Origin of the sequence: Variovorax sp. J22G73, assembly GCF_030317035.1 — a bacterium.
In the GTDB taxonomy this organism is placed as follows: domain Bacteria; phylum Pseudomonadota; class Gammaproteobacteria; order Burkholderiales; family Burkholderiaceae_C; genus Variovorax.
In genome coordinates, this window is the sequence record NZ_JASZYK010000001.1 from 973,732 (window position 1) to 992,458 (window position 18,727).

18 protein-coding genes are annotated in these 18,727 nt (G+C 67.2%); 6 read left to right on the top strand and 12 right to left on the bottom strand.

Translation table 11 applies throughout. The features are described from left to right. Nucleotides 1-27: 27 nt before the first annotated feature. From QTI51_RS04540 to QTI51_RS04590, 11 genes are all read right to left on the bottom strand, one after another. On the bottom strand, nucleotides 28-789 hold the full coding sequence (locus tag QTI51_RS04540; protein WP_116908008.1) for an SDR family NAD(P)-dependent oxidoreductase: 762 nt from the start codon (nucleotides 787-789) through the stop codon (nucleotides 28-30). A 42-nt stretch (nucleotides 790-831) separates the two neighbouring features. Then, nucleotides 832-2,406 carry a galactarate dehydratase gene (garD, locus tag QTI51_RS04545; RefSeq protein ID WP_116908007.1) on the bottom strand — a complete coding sequence of 525 codons (1,575 nt, stop codon included), beginning with the start codon at nucleotides 2,404-2,406 and terminating at the stop codon, nucleotides 832-834. 36 nt (nucleotides 2,407-2,442) lie between these two features. Then, nucleotides 2,443-3,738: a TRAP transporter large permease gene (locus tag QTI51_RS04550; RefSeq protein WP_116908532.1), complete on the bottom strand. Its 1,296-nt coding sequence runs from the start codon at nucleotides 3,736-3,738 to the stop codon at nucleotides 2,443-2,445. Nucleotides 3,739-3,740: 2 nt separating this feature from the next. Beyond that, nucleotides 3,741-4,229: a TRAP transporter small permease gene (locus QTI51_RS04555; protein WP_116908006.1), complete on the bottom strand. Its 489-nt coding sequence runs from the start codon at nucleotides 4,227-4,229 to the stop codon at nucleotides 3,741-3,743. Between the two features lie 140 nt (nucleotides 4,230-4,369). Next, nucleotides 4,370-5,347: a TRAP transporter substrate-binding protein gene (locus tag QTI51_RS04560; protein ID WP_116908005.1), complete on the bottom strand. Its 978-nt coding sequence runs from the start codon at nucleotides 5,345-5,347 to the stop codon at nucleotides 4,370-4,372. Between the two features lie 52 nt (nucleotides 5,348-5,399). Next, a complete protein-coding gene (locus tag QTI51_RS04565; RefSeq protein ID WP_116908004.1) occupies nucleotides 5,400-6,308 on the bottom strand; it encodes an SMP-30/gluconolactonase/LRE family protein in 909 nt (302 codons plus the stop codon). After that, nucleotides 6,298-7,119, bottom strand: a complete 822-nt coding sequence (locus QTI51_RS04570; RefSeq protein ID WP_116908003.1) for an NAD-dependent epimerase/dehydratase family protein — start codon at nucleotides 7,117-7,119, stop codon at nucleotides 6,298-6,300. The genes QTI51_RS04565 and QTI51_RS04570 overlap by 11 nt, the downstream gene beginning before the upstream one ends. Nucleotides 7,120-7,133: 14 nt before the next feature. Next, entirely contained in the window at nucleotides 7,134-7,928 is a 795-nt protein-coding gene (locus QTI51_RS04575; protein WP_116908002.1) for a transporter substrate-binding domain-containing protein, read from the bottom strand. A 56-nt stretch (nucleotides 7,929-7,984) separates the two neighbouring features. Next, nucleotides 7,985-8,722, bottom strand: a complete 738-nt coding sequence (locus tag QTI51_RS04580) for an amino acid ABC transporter ATP-binding protein (RefSeq protein ID WP_286547591.1) — start codon at nucleotides 8,720-8,722, stop codon at nucleotides 7,985-7,987. 64 nt (nucleotides 8,723-8,786) lie between these two features. Beyond that, the gene (locus QTI51_RS04585) at nucleotides 8,787-9,443 is read right to left on the bottom strand and encodes an amino acid ABC transporter permease (RefSeq protein WP_116908000.1); all 657 of its coding nucleotides are present in this window, start codon (nucleotides 9,441-9,443) and stop codon (nucleotides 8,787-8,789) included. After that, nucleotides 9,440-10,201 (bottom strand): amino acid ABC transporter permease, encoded by a 762-nt coding sequence (locus tag QTI51_RS04590; protein ID WP_116907999.1) that lies wholly within the window; start codon nucleotides 10,199-10,201, stop codon nucleotides 9,440-9,442. Before QTI51_RS04590 ends, QTI51_RS04585 begins: the two co-directional genes overlap by 4 nt. Before the next feature lie 127 nt (nucleotides 10,202-10,328). Between QTI51_RS04590 and QTI51_RS04595 the strand changes: the two genes are divergently transcribed. The 6 genes from QTI51_RS04595 to QTI51_RS04620 all read left to right on the top strand — a co-directional run bounded on the left by QTI51_RS04595 (nucleotide 10,329) and on the right by QTI51_RS04620 (nucleotide 16,836). Continuing rightward, entirely contained in the window at nucleotides 10,329-11,189 is an 861-nt protein-coding gene (locus QTI51_RS04595; RefSeq protein WP_116907998.1) for a FadR/GntR family transcriptional regulator, read from the top strand. 177 nt (nucleotides 11,190-11,366) lie between these two features. Beyond that, a complete protein-coding gene (locus QTI51_RS04600) occupies nucleotides 11,367-12,380 on the top strand; it encodes a Bug family tripartite tricarboxylate transporter substrate binding protein (RefSeq protein WP_116907997.1) in 1,014 nt (337 codons plus the stop codon). Between the two features lie 56 nt (nucleotides 12,381-12,436). After that, complete coding sequence (kdgD, locus tag QTI51_RS04605; protein ID WP_116907996.1) at nucleotides 12,437-13,348, top strand: 5-dehydro-4-deoxyglucarate dehydratase; 912 nt, start codon at nucleotides 12,437-12,439, stop codon at nucleotides 13,346-13,348. A 77-nt stretch (nucleotides 13,349-13,425) separates the two neighbouring features. Continuing rightward, on the top strand, nucleotides 13,426-13,875 hold the full coding sequence (locus QTI51_RS04610) for a nuclear transport factor 2 family protein (protein WP_116907995.1): 450 nt from the start codon (nucleotides 13,426-13,428) through the stop codon (nucleotides 13,873-13,875). Nucleotides 13,876-13,925: 50 nt separating this feature from the next. Further along, nucleotides 13,926-15,260: a glucarate dehydratase gene (gudD, locus tag QTI51_RS04615; protein WP_116907994.1), complete on the top strand. Its 1,335-nt coding sequence runs from the start codon at nucleotides 13,926-13,928 to the stop codon at nucleotides 15,258-15,260. 139 nt (nucleotides 15,261-15,399) lie between these two features. Further along, entirely contained in the window at nucleotides 15,400-16,836 is a 1,437-nt protein-coding gene (locus QTI51_RS04620; protein ID WP_116907993.1) for an aldehyde dehydrogenase family protein, read from the top strand. 148 nt (nucleotides 16,837-16,984) lie between these two features. On the opposite strand, the gene QTI51_RS04625 is transcribed toward QTI51_RS04620, so the two are convergent. After that, complete coding sequence (locus tag QTI51_RS04625) at nucleotides 16,985-18,604, bottom strand: ABC transporter permease/substrate-binding protein (protein ID WP_286512605.1); 1,620 nt, start codon at nucleotides 18,602-18,604, stop codon at nucleotides 16,985-16,987. Nucleotides 18,605-18,727 lie beyond the last annotated feature (123 nt).

The window sequence follows — 18,727 nt, forward strand, 5'->3', positions numbered from 1 at the left end:
GGGGCAGAGCGTGGCTCAGGCCATGGCTCAGGGCATGTACTGCCCGCCGTTCACCTCGAGCACCTGCCCGGTGACATAGCCCGAGAGTTGCTCCGAAGCCAGGTACAGGAAGGCGCCCACGCACTCCTCGGCCGTGCCGAGGCGCCCCATCGGGATGCCGGCGCGAAAGTTCTCCAGCATCGCGGGCGTCGAGAAGCGGTCCTGGAACGGCGTCTGGATGACGCCCGGCGCCACCGCGTTCACGCGGATGCGGTCGCCCACCAGCTCCTTGGCCAGCCCGTGCGTGGCCGTGCTCACGAAGCCCTTGGCGCCCGCGTACAGGTAGGCCGCGGGCCCACCGCCGGTGCGTGCCGCCACCGAGGTCACGTTGATGATGTTGCCGCCGCCCTGCGCGCGCATCAGCGGCACCACCTCGCGGCAGCAGGCCAGCACCGAGCGTGCGTTGATGTGCATCACCTCGTCGAACAGCGCGTCGTCGAACTCGGCGATGGGCACGCGCTTGACCAGGCTGCCGGCGTTGTTCACCAGCACGTCGATGCGGCCGAACTCGTCCACCACCTGCTTCACGCAGTCGCGGATGGCGCCCGTGTCGCGCACGTCGGCCTTCACGGCCACGGCGGCGCCGCCGGCCGCGCGGATGGTCTCGACCACCTCGTTGGCCTCGGCGACCGAGCTGTTGTAGTGCACCGCCACGCGCATGCCGCGCGCGGCGAAGGCGATGGCCACCGCCGCGCCGATGCCGGTGCTGGCGCCGGTGACGAGGGCCACCTTGTCCTTGAGGTCTTCCATTTGCGTGCTCCGTGTGTGGTGTGTGTTCTGCAGGGGATGGGTTCAGGTGACCGGCGCCGGGTTGAACAGCACCAGCGCGTTGTGCAGCTTCCAGTGCTCCGCCCAGGTCTTCTTGCGGCCGCTGGCCACGTCGAGCATCAGGTGGAACATTTCCCAGCCGATGTCCTCGATGCTGGCCTCGCCGTCGGCGATGCGGCCCGCGTTCACATCCATCAGGTCGTGCCAGCGGCGCGCCAGGTCGCTGCGCGTGGCCACCTTGATGACCGGCACCTCGGCCAGCCCGTAGGGCGTGCCGCGGCCGGTGGTGAACACATGCAGGTTGATGCCCGCGGCCAGCTGCAGCGTGCCGCAGATGAAGTCGCTGGCCGGCGTTGCCGCGTAGACGAGGCCCTTCTGCGCCACCTTCTCGCCCGGCGCCAGCACGCCGGTGATGGGCGCCGAGCCCGACTTGACGATGGAGCCCATCGCCTTCTCGACGATGTTCGACAGCCCGCCCTTCTTGTTGCCCGGCGTGGTGTTGGCGCTGCGGTCGACGCGGCCCTTTTCCAGGTAGGCGTCGTACCAGGCCATCTCGCGGATCATGGCGGCGGCCACCTCGGGCGTGGCCGCGCGCGAGGTGAGCTGGTCGATGCCGTCGCGCACCTCGGTCACTTCCGAGAACATCACCGTGGCGCCCGCGCGCACCAGCAGGTCGGTGCAGAAGCCCACGGCCGGGTTGGCGGTCACGCCCGAGAAGGCGTCGCTGCCGCCGCACTGCACGCCCACCACCAGCTCGCTGGCGGGCACGGTCTCGCGGCGGCGCGCGTTCAGGCGCACCAGGTGCTGCTCGGCCTGGCGCATGACCGAGTCGATCATCGACATGAAGCCGACGTGCTCGTCGTCCTGCAGGCAGACCACGTCGAGTTCGTCGCTGCCCGCCGCTTCGCCGCGCCGGTCGACGATGGGGATGCTGCCCGGCGGCAGCAGCCGCTCGGGCTGCAGCTTCTCGCAGCCCAGGCTCACCACCATCACCTCGCCGCCGAAGTTCGGGTTCAAGCTGATGTTGCGCAGCGTGCGAATGGGCACCACCGCGTCGGGCGCGTCGATGGCCACGCCGCAGCCGTAGCCGTGCGCCAGCCCCACCACGTCGTCCACGTTCGGGTACTTCGGCAGCAACTCGGCCTTGATGCGCTGCACCGCGAAGTCGATCACGCCGGCCACGCACTGCACCGTTTCGGTAATGGCCAGGATGTTGCGCGAGCCCACCGAGCCGTCGGCGTTGCGGTAGCCCTCGAAGGTGTAGCCCTCCAGCGGCGCCAGGGCGGGGGGCTTCACGGTGGCGATGGGCAGGCCGTCGAGCCCGGGCGCGGTGGGCATGCGCATCACGCGCTCGTGCACCCAGCTGCCGCGCGGCAGCGCCTTCAGCGCGTAGCCGATCACCACGTTGTAGCGCACGATGGCGTCGCCCTCGGCCAGGTCGGCCAGTGCCACCTTGTGGCCCTGGGGCACGGTGTCCACCAGCACGAGGCCGTCGCTGAACGCCGTGCCGGCCTTCAGCCCGCCGTCGTTCGCGACGATGGCCACGTTGTCCGCGGCGTGGATGCGGATGCGGTGCGGTGGGCGCGTGGTTTCTGTCATCGTGGGTTCCTCGGGGCGTGCTCGGGCCTGTTGCGCTTACTTCACGACCATGAACATGCTGGGCAGCCAGGTCGAGAACGCAGGCACGAATGTGACCACGCCCAGCGCAAAGATCAATGCCCCGTAGAACGGCCAGATCGTGCGCATCACCGTGCCCACCGACACCCCGCCGATGGCGCACCCCACGAACTGGGTGGTGCCCACGGGCGGCGTGTTCAGCCCCAGCGCGCAGTTGATGAGCATCACGATGCCGAACTGCACCGAGGTCATGCCGTAGTGCTGGGCAATGGGCAGGAAGATGGGCGTGCACAGCAGGATGGTGGCGGCCATGTCCAGGAAGGTGCCCAGCACGAACAGGATGATGTTGATCAGCAGGAAGATGACCCACGGCGTGCTCGTCACCTGCGACAGCATCTGCCCCGTGAGCTCGGCCACGCCGTACAGGCTGATGAGGTAGCCGAAGGTGCTGGAGATGCCGATCAGCAGCAGGATCACGCCGGTGGTGCGCACCGCCTTCGAGGCCGCCTTGATGAAGTGCTCCCACTTCAGCGTGCGGTACACGAAGATGGTGAGCCCCAGCGCGTACAGCACCGCCACCGCGGCCGACTCGGTGGCCGTGAAGATGCCCGACAGGATGCCCCCCAGGATCAGCACCACGATGAACAGGCCCGGCAGCGCCGCCGCGAACGAGCGCCCCACGATCGTCCAGCCCGGGAAGCTGCCGGCCGGGTAGCCGCGCTTCACCGCCACCAGGTAGGCGGCCGCCAGGTTGCTGATGGTGAGCACGGCCGCCGGCAGCAGCGCCGCCAGGATCAGCGCCGCGATCGACACCTTGCCGCCCGCCGCGAGCGAATAGATGATGAGGTTGTGGCTGGTCGGCATCAGCGCGCCGACCAGCGCCGCGTGCGTCGTCACGTTGACCGCGTAGTCGGCGTGGTAGCCCTCCTTCTTCATCATGGGGATCATCACGGCGCCCATGGCCGAGACGTCCGCCACGGGCGAGCCCGAGACGCCGCCGAACAGCGTGCAGGCCACCACGTTCGACATGCCCAGGCCGCCGCGCACATGGCCCACGAGGTCGCGCGCCAGGTTGACGATGCGGTCCGCGATGCCGCCGTAGAGCATCAGCTCGCCCGCGAAGATGAAGAACGGAATGGCCAGGAAAGAGAAGATCCCCATGCCCGAGGTCATCTGCTGGAAGCCGACCGCCAGCGGCAGGCCTTCATACAGCAGCGTGGCCAGGGCCGACAGCCCGATGGAAAAAGCGACCGGCACGCCCAGCAGGAGAAAGAGCGTGAAGGAAAGGCAAAGAATGAGAAGAGGAATGGTCATGGTCAGGCCCACGAGGGTTCGACTTCGCGGCCTTGGGCCAGGGCGATGATGTGCTCGATGGAGAACATCACGATGAGCACGCCGGCCAGCGAGGCGGGCACGTATTTCCAGCCCTCGGAGATCCACAGCGTGGGCAGGCGGTAGTCCCACACCGATTCGGCGAGCGAGGCGCAGTTCCAGGCCATGGCCAGCCCGAAGGTCAGGATCAGCACGTGGATGAGGTATTCCATCTTCAGGCGCAGCCAGTCGGGCGCGAGCACCAGGAACGACTCCAGGCCGATGTGGCCCGCGTCGCGCACGCCCACGGCCACGCCGAACATCGTGACGTAGATGACCAGCAGCAGCGCCAGGCTTTCGGCCCAGGTGGGGGTGTTGTTGAGCACGTAGCGGCCGAACACCTGCCAGCTCACCGCGCAGATCACCGCGACGAGACCGAGGATGCCCAACCACATGCAGGCACGGGCGAGGGTGCGGCAAAGTTTGGTGTACATGTGAGTTCTTCTTTGTCTTTCTCCCTCCCCTGGGGGGAGGGCAGGGGTGGGGGCAGGCGGCGCGTTTACTCCCGCGCCGTCGTGCCCCCTCCCGACCTTCCCCCGGGAGGGGAAGGAGCCAATTCAACGGACCGACTTGCTTACTTCGTGTCCTGCACGCGCTTCACGAGGTCCTTGAGCTTCGCGTCGGTGATGAACTTGTCGTACACCGGCTTCATCGCGGCCTGGAACGGGGCCTTGTCGACTTCGATGATCTCGGCGCCGCCGGCCTTCACCGTGGCCAGCGACTTCACTTCGCGCTCTTCCCACTGCTTGCGCATGTAGGGCACCGATTCCTTGGCGGCCTGGCGGATCCAGCCCTGCTCTTCGGGGGAGAGCTTGTCCCACGCGCGCTTGGAGAACAGCAGCATCTCGGGGGCCATCGAGTGCTCGGTCTTGCTGTAGTACTTGGCCACTTCGAAGGCGCGCGCGCTTTCGTAGGTGGGGTAGTTGTTTTCGGCCGCGTCGATCAGGCCGGTCTTCAGGCCCGTGTACACCTCGCCCATGGGCATCGGCGTGGCGTTGGCGCCCATGGCTTCCAGCATCGACACCCACAGGTCGGACTGCTGCACGCGAACCTTCAGGCCCTTCATGTCGGCGAAGCTGCGCACCGGCTTCTTGGCGGTGAACATCGAGCGGGCGCCGCTGTCGTAGTAGGCCAGGCCCACGAAGCCCTGCTTCTCGCACGACTTCAGGATCTCTTCGCCGATGGGGCCGTCCAGCACCTTGTGCAGGTGGTCCACCGAGCGGAACAGGAAGGGCATGGTCGGCACCTGCGTCTCGGCGCAGATGTTGTTCATGGGCGCGATGTTCACGCGCACCATCTGCAGCGCGCCGATCTTGGTCTGCTCGATGGTGTCCTTCTCGCTGCCGAGCGAACTGTTGTTGAACACCTTGATGCTGTGCTTGCCGCCCGACAGCGCCTTCAGGCGCTCGCTCATGAACTTCACCGCGGTCACGGTGGGGTAGTCGTCGGGGTGGATGTCGGCCGAACGGAACTCGGTGGCGTGTGCAGCCAATGTGGTCAGCGCGGCTGCGGCGCACGCGGAAATTGCGATAAGGGTCTTGGTGAATTTCATTTGTCTCATCCTCTGCTTTGGTGGTTGTCGAAAGGGGTGCGCCGTGCCGTCTTCAGGTGCCGAACATCGGCTCTGCAACGCCCTGCGCGCCCGGCCGCAGCGCGAACACGCCGCCGGCCAGGGGCTGGTCCGACAGGTCGATGCCGCCGGGCCGGATGGAGGTGACGAACAGCGTGTCCAGGCCCGCGCCGCCGAAGGCGCACATGGCCGGCTTCTTCACCGGCACTTCGAGCGAGCGGTCGAGCCGGCCGTCGGGCGTGAAGCGGTGCACCAGGCCGGCGTCGTTGCCGCAGATCCAGTAGCAACCGTCGGTGTCCATGGCGGCGCCGTCGGGGCGCCCGGGCAGGGGCTGCATGTCGATGAACAGGCGGCGGTTGCGGGGCGTGCCGGTGTCGGTGTCGTAGTCGAAGGCCCAGACTGCCTGCACCGTGGGGTGCGAGTCAGACAGGTACATGGTGCGGCCGTCGGGGCTGAAGGCCAGGCCGTTGGGCACGATGAAGTCGTCCATGCGCAGGGCCGCGCCCGTGTTGCCTGTGTCGCCTGTGTCGCCCCTTGCGTGGCTGTAGAGGCGGCCGACGCGCGCGCCCGCCGACATGTCCAGCAGCATGGTGCCGGCCCAGAAGCGGCCCTGGCGGTCGCAGCGGCCGTCGTTGAAGCGCATGGCCGGCATCGCGTGCTCGACCTTGGCGAGCGAGGTGGCGGCCAGCGTGCCGTCGGCCTGCGGCTTCAGCGAGAAGAGGCCGCTTTCCATGCCGGCGATCCACTCGCCGGGCACGTCCGCGCGCGGGGCGATGCAGGCGATCATTTCATTCGCGGTCCACATCGCATGGCCTTCGCCCGCGTGCCAGCGGTTCAGCGTGCGCGCCGGAATGTCGACCCAGTACAGCGCCTGCTCGCGCGCATGCCACACCGGGCTTTCGCCGGTGGCGTTGCGCGCGTCTAGAACGAGTTCAGCCGGCATCGCCGAACGGGCCCTGTGCGGTGAAGGCGCCGCCCTGGTAGATGGCGTTCGGGTCGTTCGGCGCCACGGGGGGCTGCTGCTCGACCTTGTCGCGGAACACTTCCGAGCCGTCCTGCGGCACGAAGCCCAGGTGCGCGGCGGCGCTGTTGTCCCACCACACGTCGCGGTTGTCCGACATGCCGTAGACCACCGTGTGCTTCACGCCGGGCGTGAACAGCGACTTCTCGATCAGCGTGGTCAGGTCGCGGTAGCTCAGCCAGGTGCTCATCATGCGGCGGTTGAGCGGCTCGGGAAACGAGCTGCCGATGCGGATGCTCACCGTCTCGATGCCCCAGCGGTCGAAGTAGAACTGCGCCATGTCCTCGCCGAAGGACTTCGACAGGCCGTAGTAGCCGTCGGGCCGGCGCGCGGCGTGCGCGTCGATGTGCTCGCTCTGCTTGTAGAAGCCGATCACGTGGTTCGAGCTGGCGAACACCACGCGCTTCACGCCGTGGCGGCGCGCGGCCTCGTACACGTTGAAGATGCCCTTGATGTTGGCCTCGAGGATCTCCTCGAACGGCCGCTCCACCGACACGCCGCCCAGGTGCACGATGGCGTCGCAGCCTTCCAGCAGCGCATGCACCGCCGCCTTGTCGGAAAGGTCGCAGGGCACCACCTCTTCGCTCGCGTCGGCGGCCGGGGCCAGCGAGGCGATGTCGGACAGGCGCAGCACGTCGGCATAGGGCTTGAGCCGCTCGCGCAGCACCTTGCCCAGGCCGCCGGCCGCGCCGGTCAGCAGCAGCCGGTTGAGTTTGTTCTTCGAGGCTTCCATCTTCACTCGTCCGTTCAGAGCTTGGTGATGCGTTCGGGCAGGTCGCGGTTGTGGTACTTCTTGTAGATGGCGTTGAGCTTGCCGTTCTTCTGGTTCGTGACGACCCAGTTGTTCACCCACTCCTTGAGCTTGGGCTGCTCCTTGTTCAGCGCGATGCCCAGGTCGAAGTCCTTCTGCGCGAACTTGAGCTCCAGGTTCTTCGTGGGCGCCTGCTTGACCATTTCGCTCAGGTTCGACGGCGTGCTGGAGAACAGGTCGATCTGGCCCGTGACCATCGAGGTGATGAGCGTGGCGTCGTCCTCGTAGCGCACGATTTCCGCGCCCTTGGCCTGCTGGGTGGTGAGCGTGTCGTTCACGGTGGCGCGCGTCAGGCCGATGCGCTTGCCGTTCAGGTCGGCGTAGTCGGCCACCTTGATGCTCTTGGGGCCGCCCACGATGATGCTGATGACCGCGTAGGGCACCGAGAAGTCGACGACCTTCTCGCGCTCCGGCGTGATCGACAGGTCGGCAATGACCAGGTCGGCGCGCTGCGCCTGCAGCGTGGGCACGCGCGCGGCGTTGGTGATGGAGACGATTTCCAGCTTCACGCCCAGGTCCTTGGCCAGTTGCGTGGCGGTGTCCACGTCGGAGCCGGTGGGCTGCAGGTTGGCGTCGGCAAAGCTGAACAGCGGCGTGCCCATGGCGATGGCCACGCGCACCTTGCCGGCCTTCTTGATGTCGTCGAGCTGGTCGGCCATGGCCGCTTGCGCCACGCCGCCCACGAGGGCCAGCGCGATGCAGGTGCGGGTGAAGAGGTTGCCGAGTTTCATGAAAGTCTCCTGGAGTGAATTGATATGGGAGTGATGAAGGAACCCGGGCTGCCTGCTTACAGCCCGTTGTTCAGGAAGGCATGCAGCTCTTGCGTCTTGGGCGCGTCGAGCATTTCGCCGGGGCCGGTTTCCCACACGGTGCCCTGGTGCATGTAGATGATCCGGTCGGCCACGCGCTTGGCGAAGGCCATCTCGTGCGTCACCAGCAGCATGGTCATGCCGCCGGCCGCCAGGTCTTCCATCACGCGCAGCACCTCGCCGGTGAGCTGGGGGTCGAGCGCGGAGGTGACCTCGTCGAACAGCATCACCTTGGGCGACATGGCGAGCGAGCGCGCGATGGCCACGCGCTGCTGCTGGCCGCCGGAGAGTTGTTCGGGGTAGGCGTCGGCCTTGGCCTTCAGGCCGACCTGGTCGAGCACGCGCACGGCAACGTCGCGTGCTTCGTCGCGCGACTGCTTCTTCACGTGGCGCAGCGCCAGCATGATGTTCTCCTGCACCGTGAGGTGGGGGAACAGGTTGTAGCTCTGGAACACGATGCCCACTTCGAGTCGCAGCTGCTTCAGGTCGACGCCGGGGCTGTCCACGCGGATGCCGCAGACCTCGATGGTGCCCTTGTCGATCACCTCGAGCCGGTCGATGCAGCGCAGCGCCGTGCTCTTGCCCGAGCCGCTGGCGCCGATGATTGCGATCATCTCGCCCTTGGCGACCTCGAAAGAAACACCCTTGAGGACCTGGTTGGAGCCGAAGCTCTTGTAGACGTGGTCCAGCTTGACTATGGCCCCCCGGCTTGCCACTTCGTGTGCTTCGCCACCCCCCGAGGGGGCGGCAAAGCCGACTTGGGAACGGCCTGGCGACGGCTTATTGATTGGCGACATTGAGTTTCTTCTCCATCGCTTCGCTCCAACGCGACAGCGGATAGCACAGGGCGAAATAGAAAGCACCGACCAGGAAGAAGACCAGGAAGGGCTGGAAGATGGTGTTGTTGATGATCTGGCCGGCCCGCGTGAGCTCGACGAAGCCGATCACCGAGGCCAGCGAAGTCATCTTGATGATCTGCACCAGGAAGCCGACCGTGGGCGGCAGCGACAGGCGCATGGCCTGCGGAATGATCACCAGGCGAAGCGTCTGCCAGCGCGAGAAGGCCAGGCATTCGGAGGCTTCCCATTGCGGCTTGGGCATGGCCTCGATGCAGCCGCGCCAGATGTCGCCCAGGTAGGCGCTGACGTAGATCATCATCGCGATGCCCGCGGCCACCAGCGAGGGCAGCGACAGCCCGTACACCGACAGGCCGAAGTACACGATGAACAGCAGGATCAGCAGCGGAATGCCCTGGATGCACTCGATGTAGACCACCGCGAACCAGCGCAGCCACGGCCGCGGCGAGATGCGCGCGAGCATCAGCCCGAAGCCGCCGATGGCGCCCAGCGCGAAGGCGATGGCCGAGAGCAGCAGCGTCCAGCCGATGGACTGCACCAGGTACATCAGGTGCGTGAAGGTGAAGTGGCCGATGCTCATGCGGCACCCCCGTGCACCGCGACGGCGGCCGTGGAGGTGTCCGGGCCCGCGGCGGGCTGCGCGTTGCCGGCCTGCGCGGTGGCGCGGCGAATGACGCGGCGGCGGCGAAACAGGTACTCGCCCAGCGCCCAGGTCACCAGCTTGATGAACAGCGAGAGCACCAGGTACAGCGCCGCGACCACGATGTAGGTCTCAAGCGAGCGGAAGGTGTCCGACTGCACCGTGTTGGCGATGGCCGTGAGCTCTTCGGCCGAGATCTGCGAGGCCATGGCCGAGGCCTGCATCATCAGCAGGAACTGGCTCGTGAGGGCGGGGTACACCTTCTCGATGGACGGCTGCAGCATGACGTGCCAGCCGATGCGCCACTTCGACAGCCCCAGGCATTCGGCCGCCTCGATCTGCCCCTTGGGCACCGACTCGAGCCCGGCGCGGATGATTTCGGCGGCGTAGGCCGCGATGTTGATCACCATGGCCAGCACCGCGGCCGCGAAGGTGGGCATGCGCACGCCGAAGCTGGCCAGCCCGAAGTACAGCAGGAAGATCTGCACCAGGAACGGCGTGTTGCGCACGATCTCGATGTAGACGGTGCAGGCGCGCGACAGCGGCTTGATGCGGCTGCGCTTGGCAAAGGCCACCAGCGTGCCGACGCATACGCCGATGACCACGGCCAGCGCGGTCATCTTGAGCGTCAGCCATGCACCGTTGACGAAAACGGGCCAGTACGATGCCAACGGGGCGAAGTCGAGGGAATACTTCATGTGAGTGCCGTGCGGACCGCCAGTGCCTCTTCAGGGGTTGTGGCGCTTTCAGCAGCGGCTTCTAAAGAGGTTTGAGTGATGAGTTATCTGTTGTCGTACAACTAGTTTGGGGATTATCATCGTGACCATGGTTCAGTCGATTGCGGGTAATCCCTTGGTATCAGAGGCGCCGGTGGAAGCCGGGGCGGGCGGTGCCGCCGTGGGTGCCGCGTTCGTGGGGCGTCCGCGCCAGCGCGCACGCGGCCTCGCCCACGGGCTGGTGGAAGACCTGGGCGAGAAGATCCGCAGCCAGTCGCTGCGACCGGGTGACAAGCTCCCCACCGAGTCGGCCATCATGCAGGCCTACGGTGTGAGCCGCACCGTGGTGCGCGAGGCGCTGTCGAAGCTGCAGGCCGGCGGGCTGGTCGAGACGCTGCACGGCGTGGGCACCTTCGTGCTGCAGCCGCGTTCGAGCGGGGTGTTTCGCCTGGACCCGGGCGAGATCGCCGCATCGGTCGACGTGCTGGCCGTGCTCGAGCTGCGCATCAGCCTGGAAACCGAATCCGCCGGCCTGGCCGCCAGCCGCCGCACCGACGAGCAGCTCGTGGCCATGCGCCAGGCGCTGGACGATTTCGAGAAGAACGTGGTGGTGGCGGGCGACACGGTGGGGCCCGACTTTCGCTTTCACCTGCAGATCGCGCAGTCGACCGGCAACCCGTATTTCGCCGACATCATGCGGCACCTGGGCACCACGCTGATCCCGCGCACGCGCATCAGCGCCATCCGCACGCACGAGGGCGGGGCGCCGTACCTGAGCCGCGTGAACCGCGAGCACGAAGAGATCTATGCGGCCATCGCGCGGCGCGACCCCGAGTCGGCCCGCGCTGCCATGCGCATCCACCTGACCAACAGCCGCGAGCGGCTGCGCATCGCGCAGGAAGCCGCGCAGCAGAAGGCGAAAGCCGACGCGGCTGCAAGTGCTGCGGGGCAGGGCTCGCCGGCGCCGTAGCGCCGCAGGGCCGCAGGGCCTTTAGCGCCCTAGGCTTTCCGAACTTTCCGACACCACGGAGCCAACTTTTCTTGGCGTCCAATCTGGACAAGTTGTTTTTCTAGTTGTACGATGACTGATAACTCGCGAGGCGGGACGAGCGAGGTCGTGGCTTCATCGAACAAATCAGGAGACAGCATGCGCATCAACCGACGCGGCGCCTTGGGCGCCGCACTTGCAACCACACTGGCCGCCGGCCTGCCAGCTCGCGCGTTCGCCCAGGCGGCCTCCGGCACGCAAGGGGCGGGCGCCAACTGGCCGGCCAAGCCCATCAAGATCATCGTTCCGTACCCGCCGGGCGGCTCGTCGGACATCATTGCGCGCTCCATCACGCAGCCGCTGTCGGAGGCGCTGGGGCAGTCGGTCATCATCGACAACCGCGCCGGCGCCAACGGCAACCTCGGCGCCGACCTGCTGGCCAAGGCGCCGGCCGACGGCTACACGCTCATGCTGTGCGACCTGGGCGCGCTGGCCATCAGCCCGTCGCTGTACCCCAAGCTGCCGTTCGACCCGTCGAAGGACCTGCGCAGCGTGGCCATGCTGGCCTACTCGCCGCACCTGCTGGTGGTGCACCCCTCGGTGCAGGCGAGCACGCTGAAGGAGCTGGTCGAGCTGTCGAAAAAGAGCGGCAGCGACCTCAACTTCGCCGTGACCGCCAGCGGCAGCACCGCGCACCTGGCCGGCATCGAGCTGCAGCGCAAGATCGGCGCCAAGTGGGAATACGTGCCCTACAAGGGCGGCGTGCAGGCCGTGCTCGACACCGTCTCGGGCCAGACGCAGGTGCTCATGAACGGCATGCTCGCCACCTACCCGCAGGTGCAGGCCGGCAAGCTCAAGCTCATCGCGGTGTCCAAGGCCACGCGCATGCCGCTCATCGGCAATGTGCCCACCATTGCAGAGCAGGGCGCGCCCGGCTTCGAGTCGGGCACCTGGCAGGGCATGGTCGCCGCGCGCGGCGTGCCCGACGCGGTGGTCGCGCGGCTCAACCGCGAGCTGGTGCGCATCATTCGCACGCCCGACATCCGCGCGCGCCTCGCGGGGCAGGGCGCCGAGGTCGTGACCATGACCGCCCCCGAGCAGGACCAGTTCTTCGCCAAGGAGCGCGCGCGCTGGGCGCAAGTCATCAAAGAGGCCAACGTCAGGCTCGACTGACCGGCTGCCTTCACCCTTTTTTTTCTTTCTTTCAAATCTTCACAGGACTCTTCCCCATGAACCCGCAAGAACTCAAGACCATCATGGGCTCCGGCCTGCTCTCGTTCCCGCTGACCGACTTCGACAGCAACGGCGACTTCAACGCGCAAAGCTACGTCAAGCGCCTCGAATGGCTGCAGCCCTACGGCGCGAGCGCGCTGTTCGCGGCCGGCGGCACGGGCGAGTTCTTCTCGCTGACGGGCGACGAGTACCCCGGCATCATCAAGACCGCGGTGGACACCTGCCGCGGCGTGGTGCCCATCATTGCCGGCGCCGGCGGCCCGACGCGCTTCGCCATCCAGTGCGCGCAAGCCGCCGAGAAGGCCGGCGCGCACGGCATCCTGCTGCTGCCGCACTACCTCACCGAAGCCGGGCAGGAAGGCCTGGCCGCGCACGTGGAAGCCGTGTGCAAGAGCGTGAAGTTCGGCGTGATCGTCTACAACCGCGCCTCCAGCCGCCTGAAGCCCGAAACCCTGGCCGGCCTGGCCGAACGCAACCCCAACCTGGTGGGCTTCAAGGACGGCATCGGCGACATCGAGGCCATGGTCGCCATCTACCAGCGCATGGGCGACCGCTTCGCCTACCTGGGCGGCCTGCCCACGGCCGAGGTCTACGCCGCCGCCTACAAGGCGATGGGCACGCCGGTGTACTCGTCGGCGGTGTTCAACTTCATTCCGAAGACCGCCATGGACTTCTACAAGGCCGTGGCCGCCGACGACCTGAAGACGCAGCACCACCTGCTGAAGACCTTCTTCATGCCCTACCTGGAGCTGCGCAACCGCGTGCCGGGCTACGCCGTGAGCATCGTGAAGGCGGGCGCCAAGATCGTCGGCCACGACGCCGGCCCCGTGCGCGCGCCGCTCACCGACCTGAAGCCCGCCGAGGTGGAACAGCTGAAGGCGCTGATCGACGCGCTCGGCCCGCAGTAAGCCGGCACGGCAACGCTGCAACGCCTCACGCCTCAACGCCGCAGGCATTCAAGAAAAACACGGAGACACACAACACCATGTCCATCAAGAAGATCTTCCTCATGGCCGCCGCGGCCGTCGCCTTCTCGGGCTGCTCGATGATGCCCGCGGGCAGCACCGCGTCGGCCCAGCCCGAAGTGGCCGCCGCCGCCGAGCGCCTGCGCATCGCCATGATCGACCCGACCGCCGCCTCGCTCGGCGCGCTGGTGGCCGACGACCTGAGCTACGGCCATTCGGGCGGCAAGGTCGACACCAAGGCCAGCTTCATCGCCGACCTGATGGACGGCAAGTCCGACTTCGTGACCATTACCATCACCGAGCAGACCATCAAGGTGGTCGACGCCAACACCGCCGTCGTGCGCCACTCGCTGGCGGCCGACACCAACGACTCGGGCAAGCCCGGCAAGGTGGCGCTGAAGATCCTCGGCGTGTGGCAGAAGCAGGGCGGCACCTGGAAGCTGCTGGCCCGCCAGGCCGTTCGCGTCTGAATGCGACGACCGAAGCAACACCAGCAAGTGCAAGGAACGCAAGGAGTGCAATGAGCGCAAGCCAGACCCCCACCATCACCGCCCTGCGCGTGGTTCCCGTCGCGGGCCACGACAGCATGCTGATGAACCTGAGCGGCGCGCACGGCCCGTTCTTCACGCGCAACCTGCTCATCCTGACCGACAGCGCCGGGCGCACCGGCGTGGGCGAGGTGCCGGGCGGCGAAAAGATCCGCCAGACGCTGGAAGACGCGCGCAGCCTCATCGTCGGCCAGCCCATCGGGCGGCACCACGCGGTGCTCAACAGCATGCGCCACGCCTTCGCCAACCGCGACAGCGGCGGGCGTGGCCAGCAGACCTTCGACCTGCGCGTGACCATCCACGCGATCACCGCGGTGGAGGCCGCGCTGCTCGACCTGCTGGGCCAGTTCCTCGAGGTGCCCGTGGCCGCGTTGCTCGGCGAAGGCCAGCAGCGCGACGCGGTGCAGATGCTGGGCTACCTGTTCTACGTGGGCGACCGCAACAAGACCGACCTGCCGTACGAGAGCGACCCCGGCGCCGCCGACGACTGGTTCCGCCTGCGCCACGAAGAGGCCATGACGCCCGAGGCCATCGTGCGCCTGGCCGAAGCCACGCATGCGCGCTACGGCTTCACCGACTTCAAGCTCAAGGGCGGCGTGTTGCGCGGCGAAGAAGAAGTCGAGGCCATCCGCGCGCTGCACGAGCGCTTTCCGCAGGCGCGCGTCACGCTCGACCCCAACGGTGGCTGGCTGCTGCAGGACGCCATTCGGCTGTGCCGCGACCTGCACGGCGTGATGGCCTATGCCGAAGACCCGTGCGGCGCCGAAGGCGTGTTCTCGGGGCGCGAGGTGATGGCCGAATTTCGCCGTGCCACCGGCCTGCCCACGGCCACCAACATGGTCGCCACCGACTGGCGCGAGATGGTGCACAGCCTGTCGCTGCAGTCGGTCGACATTCCGCTGGCCGACCCGCACTTCTGGACCATGCAGGGCTCGGTGCGCGTGGCGCAGCTGTGCCAGGCCTGGGGCCTGACCTGGGGCTCGCACTCGAACAACCACTTCGACGTGTCGCTCGCCATGTTCACGCACGTGGCGGCGGCCGCGCCGGGCAAGGTGACAGCCATCGACACGCACTGGATCTGGCAGGACGGCCAGCGCCTGACCAAGGCACCGCTGCAGATCGAGGGCGGCCATGTGAAGGTGCCCACGCGCGGCGGCCTGGGCGTGGAGCTCGACATGGCCGAGGTCGAGAAGGCGCACCAGCTGTACCTGAAGCACGGCCTGGGCGCGCGCAACGATGCGCAGGCCATGCAATACCTGATTCCGAACTGGACCTTCGACAACAAGAAGCCGTGCATGGTCAGATAGAGCTCGCCCCCAGGCTTTGCCCACTTCGTGTGGCCTCCTAGCCCCTGCCGGGCCAATACCAGCGGGCCGGCAAAGCCGGTTGCGCGGTAGTCCCGAAAATGAACAGCCCCTTCGCGAATCGCACTCAAAGGAACACAACATGCAGAACTTCGACAACCTGATCGCTGGCGAATGGCGTGCCGGCGCAAGCTACAGCCCCAACGTCAACCCGAGCAACCTGTCCGACGTGCTCGGCCAGTACACGCAGGGCGACGCCGCCCACGTCGATGCCGCCGTGGCGGCCGCCACCGCGGCCTTTCCGGCCTGGGCCACGGGCAGCATCCAGGCGCGCTCCGACGCGCTCGACAAGATCGGCACCGAGATCCTCGCGCGCAAGGAAGAGCTGGGCACGCTGCTGGCGCGCGAAGAAGGCAAGACCAAGGCCGAAGGCATCGGCGAGGCCACGCGCGCGGGCCAGATCTTCAAGTTCTTCGCGGGCGAATGCCTGCGCCTGTCGGGCGAGGTGCTGCCCTCGGTGCGCCCGAACATCGGCGTGGAGATCACGCGCGAGCCGGTGGGCGTGGTCGGCCTGATCACGCCGTGGAACTTTCCGATCGCCATTCCGGCGTGGAAGATCGCGCCCGCGCTGGCCTTCGGCAACTGCGTGGTGCTGAAGCCCGCCGACCTGGTGCCCGGCAGCGCCTGGGCGCTGAGCGAAATCATCAGCCGCTCGGGCATTCCGGCCGGCGTGTTCAACCTGGTGATGGGCCGCGGCAGCGTGATCGGCGAGGCGCTGGTCAAGCACCCCGGCATCCATGCGATCAGCTTCACGGGTTCGGTGGGCGTGGGCCGCAACATCGCGATCCAGTGCGTGACCAACCACAAGAAGGTGCAGCTCGAAATGGGTGGCAAGAACCCGCAGGTGGTCCTGGACGACGCCGACCTGGCGCAGGCCGTGGAGCTGAGCGTGCAGAGCGCGTTCTACTCGACCGGCCAGCGCTGCACGGCGTCCAGCCGCCTGATCGTGACCGAAGGCATCTACCCGAAGTTCATCGCTGCCATGAAGGAGCGCATGGCCAGGATCAAGGTGGGCGACGCGCTGGCGCAGGGCACCGACGTGGGGCCGGTGTCGTCGAAGTCGCAGCTCAACCAGGACATGGAATACATCGCCATCGGCAAGGGCGAGGGCGCCACGCTGGCGGCCGGCGGCGAGCTGCTGAAGCTGGAGACCGACGGCTATTACATGTCGCCCGCGCTGTTCAGCGAATCGGCCGCGTCGATGCGCATCAACAACGAAGAAATCTTCGGCCCGGTGGCGAGCGTGATTCGCGTGAAAAACTACGAAGAGGCATTGGCCACGGCGAACGACACGGAGTTCGGTCTCTCGGCCGGCATTGCGACCACGTCGCTGAAATACGCCACGCACTTCAAGCGCCACAGCCAGGCCGGCATGGTGATGGTCAACCTGCCGACCGCGGGTGTGGACTACCACGTGCCGTTCGGCGGCCGCAAGGGATCGAGCTACGGTCCGCGCGAACAGGGCAAGTACGCGCAGGAGTTCTTCACTACGGTGAAGACGGCCTATACGCTGGCCTGATTCGTTGTCTTGTGCTTTTGGAAGCCCCCTTTGCCGGGGGCTTTTTTGTTGCTGCTGTTCAGGGCGTGTGAACAGGGCACGCTGCTGGTGAATCGCGATCAACGACCGCTGTCCTGAACAACGCAAGCCAACACAACACGAAGAAGACCTAGGAAAGAGGCGCCCTGCGACTGCGCCGCATCAGGAACTCGATCAGTTCGAACACGCCTTCACTGATCAGCGCCAACGCCGCAGCAGGCAACGCACCCGCCATCAACAGTTCGCGGTCGTTCAGCGCCAGGCCCGTCACGATGCGTTCGCCGAAGCCGCCCGCGCCGATGAAGGCCGCGATGGTCGCGGTGCCGATGGCGATGGCCGTGGCTGTTCGCACACCCGCCAACAACGTGGGCAAGGCCAGGGGCAACAGCACCAGCTGGAGACTTTGCGGAGGGGTCATGCCGAGGGCGGTGCCGGCCATTCGCAAGCCGCTGGGCACTTCGGTCAGGCCCGTGACCGTGTTGCGCATGATCGGCAACAGCGAATACAGCGTGAGCGCAATCAGCGCCGGCAAGGCACCGATGGCGCCGAGCATCGAGATCAACACCGCCAGCAACGCCAACGACGGCACGGTCTGCATCAGGCTGGCCAGGCCCAGCACCACCGCGCGCAGCCGCACATGCGGGAACACCAGGATCGCGATGGGCACGCCGATGAGGATCGCGATGCCGACCGACAACGCCACCAGCAGCAGATGTTGCCGCGCGAGCTTCCACAGGTCGGGGCCGAACAGCTTGGCGACGAAGCCGCGGCGCGGTTCCTGCGCCTGGGTTTTAGTTTGGGTTTGTGCTTTCGCATCCTTGCTGGTGCTCGCCAGAAAGTCGCGCGCGATCACGTCGAAGGGCACGCTCTGCAGTTCGGCGCGCGCGTTCATCGCGATCATCGCGTGCTCGTCGACCTTGCCTTCGAGCGTCTTCAACGCAGCCCAGGCTTGCGGCAGGCGCGTGGGCAGGTCGAGCTTGTAGAGCACCACGGCGTCGTAGCGCGGAAAGTATTTCTTGTCGTCCTCGAGCACGCGCAGGCCCAGGTGGTCGATCTTGGCGTCGGTGGTGTAGATGTCGATCACGTCGATCTGCCTGGCCGCCACCGCGTCGTAGGCCAGGCCGTGGTCGAGTCCGCTGGGCACCTGCTTGAAGCCGTAGCGCTTGGCCAGGCCCTTCCAGCCGTCGGCGCGGCCGATGAACTCGTTCGACAGGCCCAGCTTGAGCTCGGGGTGCTTGGCCAGGTCGCTCAGGGTGCGCAGGCCCAGCTTGTCGGCATCGGCGGCGCGCACCGCGAGCGCATAGCCGTCGTTGAAGCCCAGCGGTATCGCCACGCCCAGGCCGAGCGGCGCCAGCGACGCGTTCATGGCCTCGCGCGTGTCGGCGGGCTGGCCCTTCAGGATTTCCTGCGCGATGGTGCCGGTGTATTCGGCATAGAGGTCGATGGCGCCCGAGCGCAGTGCCTCGTACACGATGGCCGTGTTGCCCAGGCCCTGCCGCAGCACGGGAGCCGACGCGGTGTGCGGCGCGGCCGTTTGCGCGAGCAGCTCGGCCAGGATGTACGACTCGGTGAAGCGCTTGGAGCCGACGCGCAAGGTGTCGTCCGCGGCGTGCGCGGCGTGCGCGGCCTGCGAGCCAAGCACCGTGCCGAACAGCGCGAGCAGGAGCGGCAAGAGCGGCAAGAGCTTCAGGATCGACTGGATCGGCAGGAGCAGCAGGGCAGGTTGCCACGGGCGGCGGAGCATGTGCATCGCGGGCAGTTTATAGACAACGCCCCGTTCGGCGTACCCGCCAATCTCCTACACGCCGTCGTGCGCGCAACCGATGCGCCCTGCAGGCGGCGGGGGGCATCATCGATGTCCATGAAGCCCACA